This window comes from Chitinophaga varians, assembly GCF_014529945.1.
GTDB lineage: Bacteria > Bacteroidota > Bacteroidia > Chitinophagales > Chitinophagaceae > Chitinophaga > Chitinophaga varians.
In genome coordinates this window covers 121832-135442 of the sequence record NZ_JACVFB010000003.1, presented here as the reverse complement: position 1 = coordinate 135442, position 13611 = coordinate 121832, and the positions used below count along the sequence as shown (strand labels likewise).

At 51.4% G+C, this 13611-nt stretch carries 7 protein-coding genes; all 7 read left to right on the top strand.

The window, feature by feature from the left end; genetic code table 11:
- Window positions 1-58 precede the first annotated feature (58 nt).
- The 7 genes from ICL55_RS15005 to ICL55_RS14975 all read left to right on the top strand — a co-directional run bounded on the left by ICL55_RS15005 (window position 59) and on the right by ICL55_RS14975 (window position 13594).
- Window positions 59-3430, top strand: coding sequence for a TonB-dependent receptor (locus ICL55_RS15005; protein ID WP_188098633.1), 3372 nt, complete (start codon window positions 59-61; stop codon window positions 3428-3430).
- A gap of 30 nt (window positions 3431-3460) precedes the next feature.
- Complete coding sequence (locus ICL55_RS15000) at window positions 3461-4297, top strand: DUF4397 domain-containing protein (protein ID WP_188098630.1); 837 nt, start codon at window positions 3461-3463, stop codon at window positions 4295-4297.
- Window positions 4298-4330: 33 nt separating this feature from the next.
- Complete coding sequence (locus ICL55_RS14995) at window positions 4331-6031, top strand: hypothetical protein (RefSeq protein WP_188098628.1); 1701 nt, start codon at window positions 4331-4333, stop codon at window positions 6029-6031.
- 134 nt (window positions 6032-6165) lie between these two features.
- Window positions 6166-8364: an ABC transporter transmembrane domain-containing protein gene (locus ICL55_RS14990; RefSeq protein ID WP_188098626.1), complete on the top strand. Its 2199-nt coding sequence runs from the start codon at window positions 6166-6168 to the stop codon at window positions 8362-8364.
- Between the two features lie 6 nt (window positions 8365-8370).
- Window positions 8371-10908, top strand: a complete 2538-nt coding sequence (locus ICL55_RS14985) for a lantibiotic dehydratase (protein WP_188098624.1) — start codon at window positions 8371-8373, stop codon at window positions 10906-10908.
- A 3-nt stretch (window positions 10909-10911) separates the two neighbouring features.
- Window positions 10912-11778, top strand: a complete 867-nt coding sequence (locus tag ICL55_RS14980) for a thiopeptide-type bacteriocin biosynthesis protein (protein ID WP_188098622.1) — start codon at window positions 10912-10914, stop codon at window positions 11776-11778.
- Complete coding sequence (locus ICL55_RS14975; RefSeq protein ID WP_188098621.1) at window positions 11762-13594, top strand: lanthionine synthetase LanC family protein; 1833 nt, start codon at window positions 11762-11764, stop codon at window positions 13592-13594. Before ICL55_RS14980 ends, ICL55_RS14975 begins: the two co-directional genes overlap by 17 nt.
- The last annotated feature ends 17 nt before the right edge of the window (window positions 13595-13611 follow it).

Genomic DNA, 13611 nt, shown 5'->3' with positions numbered 1-13611 from the left:
GCCACGGGAGGGCAATCCATATGGCCATTGTCATAACCATCAAACAGTCACTAAAAGTATGAAAAAAAAGCGAACCATCGCCCGTCATGTGGTGGTCCGGTGCAGCTACCGCATGGTGTTGCTGCTGACTTGTATCCTTACAGGTCTCAGCCTGACAGCACAGGACATCAACAAGAAACTACATGTGAATTTTAAAAATGCCACTTTACAGGAGGTGAGCGCCGGACTGGAAAAATTATCTGGTTATGCTTTTTCCTATACCGCCGGCAGCGCGCAAGACTATGGTAAAAATGTTACACTGTCACTAAACAACGTCACGATCACACAGGTGCTGGAACAGCTTTTTCAGGGCAGTCCCCTGAGTTATCTGATAAAAGGCAATATGATCTACCTGCGTCCTAACCCGGCCTATCGTAAGCCGGGCGCTAAGGGAGTGATGAAGGGTAGGGTCGTGGATTTTGAAACTTCGCAGCCACTGCCCGGCGCCACGGTGCAGCTGGCCGGCACAACATACGGTGTGACGACCGATGAGAAAGGGTTTTACAGGTTGGAGAACGTTCCGGCCGGCGCCTACGATGTGGTGATCAGTTATGTGGGGTATAAGCGGGATGTGCTGAAACATATGACGGTAGAGGAAAATAAGGAGCGGAGCTATGATATCAAATTACAGGTGGGGGGATCACTGAAAGAAGTAGTGATAGACGCCGGACCCCGTAAGGTGAGGGCGGTGACGCATAATACCGAGCAGCAGTTGTTGCAGGAAATCCGCGGCGCTACCGGCGTGGTATCCGGTATCTCCAATGAAATGATCAGTAAAACAGCGGACAGGAACGCGGCGGAAGTCGTAAAACGTATCTCCGGTGTTACCGTAATGGACGATCGGTTTATTGTGGTGCGCGGGATGAACGAACGTTACAACCTTACCTATCTGAATGGCAGCATAGCACCCGCTACAGAGCTGTACAGCAAAGCCTTTGCGTATGACCTGCTGCCCAGCAGCATCATCGACCGTATTCTCGTGTATAAGTCACCGGTAGCTGACCTGTCGGCTGACTATGCCGGCGCCGGCGTGAAGATTTACACCAAAAACGCGATGCCGGTAAAACACCTGGACATAGGCGTGCAGATAGCGCACCGGCCAGGGTCCACTTTCACGGACATCAACAGCTACAACGGCGGGAAGTATGACTTTCTGGGTTTCGATGATGGCTCCCGTAAGCTGCCGTCGTTCTCACCGGATTATTTTAATTCCAGTCAGACGAAAACAAGTGTGACGCAGGCGGATATGGTGAAAGGATTTTCTCCGGTTTTGTCTTATGGCTCCCGGAAAAGCAGCCCCGATCTTCAGTTTTTTCTGAATTATTACGATTCCTATCGGCTGGGTGGTAAGAAACAGTTGTACAACCTCACCTCTGTTACCTATACCAAAGAGACAAAGTTTTACGACAATTACCGCCAGCTGGGCAATACCAACGCTAATAGCGGACCTATAGATACTACCAGCGTACAGAATGATGCTGACAAAAATATCGTTATGAACAGCCGTCAAACCACGGAGATCGGGAAGATCAACGTGATGGAGAACCTGGCGCTTAAGCTGAATGACAAACACCAGGTTTCGTTCAATAATTTTTTTGTGAACGAAGGGCGCCGGTTGACATCTATCAATAACAGCCGCGCCAATTCACCGGAAGAAATATGGATGAAATATGGCCTCAGCCGGGATATCATCTTATCCTTCCAGCAGCGTATGCTGTACGCCGGTAATCTCCTGGGTAAACATACGCTGGGCGCCGGAGGGAAACATGAAGTGAACTGGAACCTGAGTTATACATTTGACAGGCAGGACGTGCCAGACCTGCGTATCATGCATTTCTACCATCGTAATACTTCCGTGGAAGGAGAGGATTACGGCTTTACTTCTCCCATAACCGGTTTCGGTGGTATGATGGCCCGACTGTTTATCCGCAACCAGGAGAATGTATACAATGCGTCCGTGGATTACACCTGGCAGCTACATCCTAAGTTCACGCTCAAAGCAGGTACTTTTCAGCTGTATAAATTAAGGCAGGTGGGAAGGCGCGTGTTCTGGGTGAACCGCGGCGGACTGTCGTCCGGCGATATGTTCGGGCAGCCTACCAATGATCCGGAGATGGGCTGGCTTAACGATTGGGGCCATAACGACTGGAACATCCAGTCCTATCGTCAGCAGGACTTGCCGAAGTTGTGGAATACCGCCAACTTCCGGGATGATAACACCGGCCTGAAAATATATGATCTGACCACCCCGGTGGATGCCTATACCGCCAGTGAGCAGAATAATGCCTTCTACGTTATGGCCGATGGAAAAACATGGGGGGATAAATTAACGCTGAATGCAGGGGTACGCGTGGAATATGACCGCCAGCATTTGTCCGGAGCCATACAATACTCAGGTGTGATTGCGTCCATACCGGTGGATAAGCGTAAAACGATGGTACTGCCTTCTTTCAATGTCTCCTTCCGCCCTGATTCGTTGTTTGTAGTGCGCGCCGGTTATGGACGTACCCTGAATCGCCCGGAATTCAGGGAAATTACGCCTTACAACGACTTTGACTACCAGTCCAATGAGTTCATCTGGGGAAATCCCAAGACCGTTACGGCCACTATCGATAACTATGATCTCCGTTTTGAATTCTATCCCAATAGCAGGGCTCATAATGAGGTGTTTAACCTGGGTGTGTTTTATAAACACCTGCAAGACCCGATTGAAAGATTCCGTAAGGATGTGAATACCGCCCGGTATAATGATAGTTATTATAATACCACGATCACTTTTGGAAATGCCGTCTCAGCTGAGATTTACGGTCTGGAACTGGAAGTGAAAAAGAGCCTTGGCTTTATACCGGGCGCGTTGTTCCGCAACCTCTCCGTTATGCTGAATGGAGCATTGGTTAAAAGTACCACGATAGAAAGGGTCCAGAATGAAATTTACTGGGACAGCGCTACCGTATCCGGTACCCCGTTACAAGGACAATCCCCCTATGTGCTGAATGCAGGTATGTTTTACGAGAATCCGGGATGGGGAACTAAAATTGGATTGGTATATAACGTAAGTGGGCCCCGCATCTATAGTAAAAGCGTATTCATCAGCCCTAAGTTTGAAGACTACGCGAAACGCATCCGTCCTGACCTGTTGGAGGTTCCCCGTCATTTACTCGACTTGTCGGTTACCCAACGTATCGTAAAATCGTTACAGGCGAAATTCAGCATACAAAATCTGTTGGCTGAGCCGGTGCGTATTGTGGAAGATTATGGACGTGATCAGCGGTACAATAAGGAAGAGCAGGTCTTAAACCAATATGGCCAGTTAGTATACCGGGGCGATAACATTTTTAACAGTTATAATCCCGGACGGTATTTCATTCTATCCTTATCCTACGCATTTTGATAACAGATTTTTACCTACAAAAGATATTTTATGAAAACAATCAATAAAAGCACCTGGTTGGCAGCTGTGATGGGATGCATGATAGTAGCGGCATGCAGCAAAGAAGTGACTGTTCCGGATACAGCAGATGCGCAAATCAGTTTTTACAATGCCTCGGAGAAACTGGTGGGTGAAGCGAAGTTGCTGATCGGTGGCAATAGAGTTTTTGTGCTTGTTGACAGCAAAGACACTAATTATGTTCCGGTAGACGCCATCAGTAAACATCCTTTTTTTGCGGATGAGAACCCGTATCAGTATCCTCACCCATTATCGTACAACAATAAACAGCTGGTGCAGTGGCAGGTATATATGCGCATGGCGCCCGGCAAACATACGTTGTTGCTCACAGACAGCAGTCGCCGTACATTAATTAATAGCGAGGTAACGACTGCCTACGGACTGCCGGTGACGGTTTTTTACGCAGATAAAGACGGCGTGTTCTCCACCTGGGCGGTGCCGGACCATCTGCAATGGGAAGACAACAAGGTGAGGCTGCGAATGATGAACTTCTGTCCTGATGGCGCCCCTGTTTTTTTTACGATTAACGGTAATGTGCCTACGGAGTTTGCTGCTGAAACAAAATATGGCGATATACAGGATTTTAAGTCCTTTGCGGCCAAACCACTGGACACCATGCGTATTAAATTCTATCATACAGCCGATAAGGAAAATCCTGTGGCGTCTGCCACATTGTATACCGAAGCAGGGCATTCCTATACGGTCCTGCTGCGTGGATATGAAAATGCGCACACCTATGTCGATCCTGTTACAGGGCAAAATGTAGGTATGCCCGCTACCCTGAAGGCGGTCGCCTGTAAAAACTATTAATGAACTGCGTTGACAGCATAAAACGAATGAACGATGTTGAACCTTTTTCATATCAATAATAAATACTCGTATTGGAGTATAATGATCACCTGTTTGCTGTTGGTGTCCACAGCCTGTAGAAAAGTAGATCAGAATATTACAAACGTGCAGGAACGGCCCTGGTTGGTCACCAGCGAGGTCAATCTTCAATGGCGGGATGCTACCAGGTATAACTACCCGTTGAATATGGTGACAGGAGATACGGTAATGTTGCTGGGTAACTTTTTTCCGGGAAAGCCTGGTTCCGTTATCCGCGTCGGTAATGTAGAGATAGTGCCCGTGGAAAGAGGGACTACACCCTGGCGTATCAGCACGCCCTGGGACAGGACAGACTCCGTCACAAAAAAACTGGATATGGTGCGATTTGTGGTGACAAAGGAGATGGGCCTCGGCAACAGGATTCCGGTTACCGTTACAGCGAATGGCTTTACCTATGAAGGACCAGTGGTATCTATCCGTCAGCTGTCGCCGGGACTTAGCAGAACAGATACCACTTTATGGGTGGATAAGGTAGGGAGCTATTTGCCGGCAGATCTGAGCGGCTACCGGCCGTTTTTTAACCTGATGGTAAATGATCCGAGCGTGAGCGGGGCTGGGCATGTCTATTTCAATAATAAAGATGGTCTGTACAAATTGGCGGATGGCGTGGTGACAACGATCATAAAGAACAAACAAAAGCTGACATCGGGCAACGAATCTTTTGAAATAGCACAAATCAATTCCTCCGCCGTGTCTTTTGATGAGGAGACGCTCTATTTCTCTGCGGCGGTAAAAGAAGATACGCCTGACACCACTAATAATTATATCTGCCGTTTTATCAAAATGGATATTGCTTCCGGCGCCATTTCCACGCTCAATAGAACATTGGTAAGGAAGAAAGGTAGCCAGAAGGAGCTGATCTCTAATTTCCAGGGAAGTGTTTCTTCGTTGAAACTGGTGGCCGGACATCTCAAAACTACGCCGTCAGGACAGCTGTTTTTTATTAACATTTACAGACCGGAGATTCCTGAATCTGGAAACAACACCTGGTATGAGAATTATATTCTCAATAACAATTATGATATGACCGGATATTCTGCTGAGGTCATTAATAATCTCTGTTCACTGAATGCGTCATTGCAGGTACGGTCGGTGGTGTCCCAGCAGGAAAGTGCCGCCCCGGGCGCGCCTGGTTACAGTGCCTTCCTGACCACGTGTTATTTCCCTTCCACGGATGGTACGAGCGCGTTGTTCTGTGATAAAGCGGATTTCAGTTATAGCCTTGGATTGCTGGACCTGCAGGAACAAGAGCTGGTGAGTACCTCCACCGACCATTGGATGAACTACCTTTTCAAATCCTATGATACGGTGAAGGCCACCAATTACTCCGAAAAGGAAGTATTCTTTGGTATTGGGGATATCAACAATGGCAACTATATGCTGTTGCCCGATAATAATATGTTGACGCAGTTTAATAATTCCCTGGTTTCTGTCAACCTGGCGGAGAAATCCATGTATTGTTACGCCGGCATGGAAGCAGGCCTCACCAAGTTTCCCCCTGAGCAGAACCAGGAAACGGGGAAAGCTAAATATATAGCTTTCAACAGTTCCCTGCGTTTTGCCGGTGTAGACAGGCAAGGGGCTATTTACTACTATCAGTATAAAGGCGACTACTATAATGGGGTGACGTTTTACAAGCTATACCCGAAAAAATAATTTTCTACCTGAAAACCCTATCTTTTATTGAACACCGCCGGTTGTACTCCACAACCGGCTTTTTTTATTTATTTAGTTTTTGAAACATTGTTGCAATTATTTTCTATCTTTAAATTTGCAACAATGTTTCAAAAGTGTTTCGAAAAAAAGTCTTCCCTTTTTACCGGCAGTCGGACGCCATGGACTGTGGCCCTACCTGTCTGAAGATGATAGCGGCCTATCACGGCCGCGTATATCCGTTGCAGGATCTCCGCCACGCCTGCCGCATATCCCGGCAGGGCGTCACTTTTGCGGACATGATGGCTGCGGCAGAACAGCTGGGGTTTAAAACATTGCCGGCGGAACTGCCTTTTACGGTGCTGGCTAAAAAAGCGCCGTTGCCCTGTATTTTGCACTGGAATAAAGAACATTTCGTGGTGCTGTATCGTATCACGGATACCGTGATATACATCGCCGATCCGGCGTTGGGGAAACAAAGCAGGTATTCCCTGCCGGAATTCATGGCGGCCTGGCAATTGGACGCGCACTCCGGCTACGGCCGCGCCCTCTTCCTGGAACCAACGCCGGCATTTTATGCTGCTCCGCCGGTGGAAGAAAACCAGGCACCTTTACGCGCGCTCTGGCCCTATCTACGCGCGCATCTTAAGCATTTATCACCGGTAGTGCTGACACTATTGCTGGCCAGCGTTTTTGCCCTGCTCACACCACTGCTCACGCAGGCGATCGTGGACAAAGGGATCCGCCACCGGCAGCTCTCTTTAATACTGCTGATCTGCACCGGCCAGCTGGCGCTGTTTCTGGGCCGCATGCTGGCGGAATTTGTCCGCGCGCGGTTGCTGCTGCGGATAGGCGCCCGCGTGAGCACCGCTATGCTGAAAGACTTCCTGCATAAGCTCCTGCGCCTGCCGCTCTCGTTTTTCGATAACCGGCAGGCGGGCGATAATATGCAACGGGTGACGGACAACCAACGGGTGGAGGATTTCCTGACGGTATCGCTGGTGGGCTTCGCGTTGTCGGTGGTAACGGTCCTGGTGCTGGGAGGCATGCTGCTATATTATCACTGGCAGGTATTCGCGCTATTCATGCTGGGTGGCGCAGCAGGTATTTTGTGGAACCACGTCTTCCGGGAAAGACGGGGGCGGCTGGACCAGAAACGTTTCGGCATCTTAGCCGCCAACCAGGATATGCTGCTGGAGATGTTTGGCGCCATGCAGGAGATAAAACTCACCGGCAGCGAGGCAAAGAAAACAGCGCAGTGGGAAGATATTCAGGAGCAGGCCATTGCCGTAAAGCTGGAGAGCCTGCGGCTGGACCAGCTGGTGCAGGGCGTGTCGCTGTTCATCAACGAAACCCGTAACGTACTGGTGACCTGCTTTGCGGCCGTGCTGGTCGTCAACAATCAACTAACGCTGGGCGCCATGCTGGCGGTGACATATACCTGTGGCCAGTTGAGCGCTCCTGTATCGCAGCTCACCGATTTTATCCGGGCTATGCAGAACACCCGCTTCAGCCTCCGCCGCATGGCGGAAGTGCATCACGAGGCGGAAGAAGATACGCCGCAGTTAAAGCAGCTTCCTGCCGGCGGTATAACAGGAAAGGACATACGCCTGCACAACCTCTCTTTCCGTTATGGCCACCGCCATTCTCCGTGGGTGCTGCGTAACATCAGCCTGCTGGTACCTGCCGGCAAAGTGACCGCCATCGTAGGGATGAGCGGCAGCGGTAAAACCACGCTGCTGAAATTGCTCCTGAAATTTTATCCGCCGCAGGAAGGTGCGATACTACTGGGGGATACATCGTTGCAGGACGTCTCGGCCCGCTCCTGGCGCCGGCATTGTGGCGTAGTGACGCAGGACGGACATGTGTTCCGCGACACGATTGCCGGCAACATCTTCGCCGGAGATACGGAGAAAGACTACGGACGGCTATACGAAGCGTGCCGCATGGCCTGCATACACGACTTTTTTGCCTCGCTGCCTTTCGGCTACGAAACACGGATCGGGAAAGATGGCTACGGCCTCAGTGAAGGACAGATACAACGTCTCCTGCTGGCACGCCTCATCTACCGCAATCCCTCCATCGTATTCCTGGACGAAGCTACCAATTCCCTCGATGCGCACAATGAACGCGCCATCCTTCGAAACCTGGAACAGTTCTTCGCCGGAAAAACCGTGGTGGTGGTGGCCCATCGCCTGAGCACCGTTAAACATGCCGATCAGATACTGGTGATGGACAAAGGCGCCATCGTGGAAAGCGGCACACACGCCGGACTGTCGGCCAGCCGCGGCGCTTACTATCAATTAGTGAAAAACCAGCTGGAGCTGGGAAAATAAATACGCATGACACTGAAAGTTTTTCCCTACGCGCTGGTGCGCTATGCTGCGATGACGTTCACCTCATTAAAAGCCATAGAGATAACAGCCATGGACACACGCCTCGCTGCCATCGCCAGATGGGAACAGGATTTCCGCCAACAACAGGACCAGCTTTGCGAGCGCTTGTATGCAGCTATACAGGCGGCTGCTGATGATCATGCCCGGCAACTGCTGCTGCGATGGAAACGTGCGGTGTACAACGGGCGTAACCCTCCGGAGGACATGCCGGAAGGCCTGGAAGCACCTATGCAGCATTACCGGCAATTGCTGCAACAACGACAACAGGAGCAGGAAGCCTGGCAGGCGCACTATCTGGCGCAGCTACAGCAGCATCGGCGGCAGTTGCAGGCCTGGTCCGGTGAAGAAGCGCTGAAGAAAGGCATTTTGCTCTCCAGCCCGGTGTTGTATGCGCAGCTACGTTCTTTCGCTGCAGCCGATCCCGCGGCTTTCAGGGCGAAGGAACTGAAAAATGAGTATAGCCTGCTCCGTTATATCACCCGAATGGCGGCTAAAACATCCCCTTTTAGTACGTTTACCTATACGGGCATCAGCGCGCTACAGCCTCCGCCGATAAAGCCACCGCGGTCTGGTGTTAGCAGCAACATCCGCCTCAATAACAGCTTGTTTACCTACCTCCGCAGCCTGCTGGTGCATCATCCGGTGCTGAATGAAATCATGGAGGTGAGGTTGAATGATACCACCATGATCGATGATACACAGCTACATTTTCTGGTGAACTACTTTAACGTGGAGGCATTTCAAAGTCTGCCTGCCCGCAGTGTGGCGTTGTGGCTGTTTCACCGGCTGAAGGAACCATGCCGGCTGGCTGTTCTTATTGACACGCTTGCCGCAGAGATGCCAGGTACGGCGCGAGAACAAATTAAAACGTTTCTGTTAAAACTCGCTGCCAGCGGCCTGCTGGAGCTGGGCATCGGTTGCTCCGGCATTGACCCTGAATGGGACCATGCGCTGATCAGTTTTCTGGCGGATAGTCCACAACAGCCTGCGGCGGTGGCGGCGCTGCGGGAGCTGCTACAGTCGCTGCAAACCAGCCGACGGGCTTATGCTGCCACGGATGCGGCTACACGCACGCAACTGCTGGACGCTTCTGCGGCTATGCTCAATACGGTGCTGGACCAATTGAAAGAGGAAGCCTTGCTGCCGGATATAACTGCAACACCTGCGTCCGCTACCGCTTTTGAAGTCCATCATTTTGCGCCGCGACTTTTTCAGTCGTCCGATATTTTTTATGAAGATGCCAGCGCACCGGAAATAGCTGTCCTGCCAAACGAAGTGCAGGCACTGGCAGAAAAGGCGGAGCGCTTATGCACGTTACTCGCGCCTTTCGACCCGTTGCAGGAAGAGAAAAACCGCCTGCGTGATTTTTTCCTCCGGCAATATGACCCGGCACAACAGCTGCCGGTGACAGATTTTTATCAGGCTTATTATCTCCACATAAAAAAACAACAACCGGATACCGCCAGGCCAACGGTGATGGATATACCGGAAAATATACAGCTTACTATCAACGATGGGATAGTGGATATTACGGGGCTACCGGTGGAAAGAGTTGCGCCTGTTGCCCGCGGCATGTTCGTACAGCTATGCCAGCTGAAGGACCATGCTCCGCTGATGGGCGTCGTTAATGCGTTGCTGCCGGGCATGGGCAAGGTGGCCGGCCGCTTCCTGCATCTGTTCGAACCTGTTGTCACGGCGACTTTCAAAGCATGGAATACAGCCCTGTATCCCGAACATCTGATGATGGAACTAAATGATGGATCGGTTTTTAATGCTAATATACATCCGCCGCTGCTGGACCATGAAATCACGATACCTGGTGGCAGCAATAACTATCCCCCGGAAAAGCGTGTATCCCTGAAGGATATTGTGGTGCAATATGAGCGGGTGTCTGACCGGCTGGAACTAAAGCATACAATCAGCGGAAAGCCGGTATATGCCTACGACTTATGCCTGGAATCGTTTTACAACCGGTCACATTTTTACCGGCTGCTGGCACATTTTAATCCGGAGCCACGAGTGCCGCTCCGGAATTTTATTGCCGCGGTAGATCGGCATTATGCTTCCGTGTCCGGCGCGAGTGGACCGGTACAACGCCTGCCACGCATCGTCTTTGAAGGGCGCCTGGTATTAAGAAGACAGAGCTGGCTGATTCGTTTGGACTCCATCCCTGCTCCGGTAAATACCGAAACAGAAGCGGATTATTTTCTCCGCTTACAACGCTGGCTGCTGGCGCAACAACTACCGCAACAAGTATTCGTCTTCCTGAAGTCACCCTATATACCCGCTGCGGCTGCGAAGGGTCAGTTGCACCGGGATGATTATAAACCACAGTATATCAGTTTTGTGCAACCGCTGTTGGTATCCGTTTTCAGGAAGATGATCAGCCGGGCGGGCGAATATCTTTACCTGGAAGAAGTGCTCCCGGATGCTTCTCAAACGGATACGGTAACGGAACATATGCTTCACTGGTATAAATATTAACCGATGCAAAGTACCTGGTTGTCTGTACACTTCTTCCATGCCGGAGATCACGACCGGCTGCTGCAACTGCTGGTCAGCCCGGTGGTGCAGCGGGCAGGCTGCCCTTATTTCTTTATTCGTTATTGGGAAAAAGGCCCCCACATACGCCTGCGGCTATACGTAGAGAATGACCGGCAGGCCGATGTAAAACAACTGCTCGAAGATGCTGCGCAGACTTATTTTGAGACGCATCCTTCCTGTCGGCAGGATGATGCCTGGCCATCGCAGCAGCTGCTGCCCAACGATAGCTGGCAGTACATCCCTTATGTACCAGAGATCAGTCGTTACGGCAATGCACAAACGATGCCGCTGGCGGAGCGTCAGTTTTACCTTTCTTCGGTCTGTGTGTTACAGGAACTCAATCCGCCCGGCGCGCTGATGCAGGCCATCCGGCTGAATCTGGCGCTATTGCAGTCATTGCAGCTAACGCCTGCGCTGACACTGGATATCTGTCACCGTTTTATACAGGGATGGCTGCCGCGGCTGTATCTCCCGGATCAGGACCGGCAGCAGCAGGAGACCTATTACCTGCAACGGATGCACGAAAAGTATATCACCTACGCGCCAGCTTTAACGCACATCGCTGTAGACCTGTGGCAGCGGATAGTACAGGGAAGCGCTCCGCCTGTGCTACAGCGCTTTGTGGAAGGTAACAGCCATGTTTTTGCACAGTACCGGCAGCTGGGATTTGGGGACAGTCAACTAGCGACCGTGGCAGGCAGCTTCCTGCACATGGGGCACAACCGCCTCGGCGTTTCCAATCCCGATGAAGCTTATATCATGTATTTCACCCGTAAATGCCTGGAACATATCTATGGAATCACCGGATAAAAAAATCATAGACACGGAATTGCGCCGTATTGCGCAGGCGGTACTGCCTGCGCTTCAGCCGGCAACAATAGCGGAAAAAACAGATTTGTTCAACGGCAGCGCCGGTGTTATCCTGTTTTACCTGCGACTATACGAATATTACCGGGAGCAAGCCTATCTGGAAACCTGTATCACGGCAGCGGATACACTGTTGTATCATCCCAAAGTGTTACAGCAGCAATACTATACGTTTTGCACCGGTGCCACGGGATTGTTATATACCTGCATCAAAATGTACGAAGCCACGGGGCATCGGCGCTATCTGGACCGGGCGCTGGAGCTGACAGCACATTTCAGGGATGGCATACTGCACGGCGTGTTACAGGACGACTGGCTGAGCGGCCATGCCGGCAATATGTTTGTGCTTACTTACCTGCACGCACATACGCAGGAAGGGAGTTTGCTGCCACTGGTCCGCTCCCTGACGGATATCCTGATACAACAGGCGCGCGTAGCCCCGAATGGACTGAGGTGGGGACATGTGAAGATGAGTTATGACTGTCTGACAGGCTTTTCCCACGGCGCTTCCGGCATCGCCTATGCGCTGATGCAAGTGGCAGCTTACTTTAGGGACGAAGGGCTGCAATTCCTGGCCGACCAGGCACTGGAATATGAGATGCAGTACTACGATGCCACGGCCCGCAATTGGCTGGACCTGCGCCTGACTAATACCTGCCTGGAACGCGACGACTTCTTTCACTGGGATATCCGGCGTTTCCGGAAAGATGCTGCTGACACCAATACCTGGGCGCATGGCGCGGCAGGGATAGGCATCGCCCGTTTGGCGGCATACAAACAAATACCGCAGCCGGCATGGTTGCAGCACGTAGAAGACGCCCTGCTACGCACTATGGAAGATGCGCAGCTATCGCAACGGGGCGACTTCACCCTATGCAGCGGTTACGGCGGTATGGTGTCGCTATTGTTGCAGGCAGCGGAAATACTGCAACGGCCGGTCCTGCGGGAAACGGCAATGGCGATGGCATTGCGGGCCATTCGTTACTACCATCGCCACGCTACCTATAACAGTTATGTGCCTACGATGATGCAGGACCCCGGACTATTCTCCGGCCTGTCCGGTGTGGGGTATATGCTGGTTTCCGTGTTGATGCCCTTCCGGGAAGATGGGGTGCTGCATCCTGTTATCGGTGCAGACCGGCATACGGCGCCTTTATATGCCGCCGGGGCACTCAAGCAACAGCTGTTTTCTAAATACTATGGGGGCACTTTCCATCAGTTGAACAAAACCGGATGGACATTACCTGATGTGCATAACATCGCTACGCTGGAAGAAATACTGTTGCAGGCGATACATGCGTTGCCGGAAGAACGCCACGCACAGGTGATGGACTGCTTTACTTTTGAGCAGCAACGCACTTCCCTGTGGAAAGAACACAGGGGGCTATTATACTATACCAAAAGAAAAGAAATGTTCGGGGCGCTACAGCAACCAGCACCGGAGATGTTGCTACAGATGCAATGGACTGTTGTGGAACAGGTACGGTTATGTTGCACCCAATGGCCATGGAACGATCCTGAAGCACCTGGTGAGGCAGGGGAGTACTACTATCTGCTGCAGGCGGATGAATACGGTGTGGCGGCCTTTCCGGCCGGAAAACTGACAGCCACCATCTTTGATCATCTACAGGGCGGATATACGCTGGAAGAGATATTGGTCCGCTGCTTTAATGTGGCCGACAGAGAACAGGCGGTGGCGGCATTGGTGACACAAACACTTTCCATGCAGCGACAGGGTTTTATTCAACCGGTTAGTTGAAGTGACCGCCCCAATAG

Coding starts and splice junctions, on each gene's coding strand:
- ICL55_RS14995 (WP_188098628.1), top strand. CDS start 4,331: ATGTTGAACCTTTTTCATATCAATAATAAATACTCGTATTGGAGTATA.
- ICL55_RS14975 (WP_188098621.1), top strand. CDS start 11,762: ATGGAATCACCGGATAAAAAAATCATAGACACGGAATTGCGCCGTATT.
- ICL55_RS14980 (WP_188098622.1), top strand. CDS start 10,912: ATGCAAAGTACCTGGTTGTCTGTACACTTCTTCCATGCCGGAGATCAC.
- ICL55_RS15000 (WP_188098630.1), top strand. CDS start 3,461: ATGAAAACAATCAATAAAAGCACCTGGTTGGCAGCTGTGATGGGATGC.
- ICL55_RS15005 (WP_188098633.1), top strand. CDS start 59: ATGAAAAAAAAGCGAACCATCGCCCGTCATGTGGTGGTCCGGTGCAGC.
- ICL55_RS14985 (WP_188098624.1), top strand. CDS start 8,371: ATGACACTGAAAGTTTTTCCCTACGCGCTGGTGCGCTATGCTGCGATG.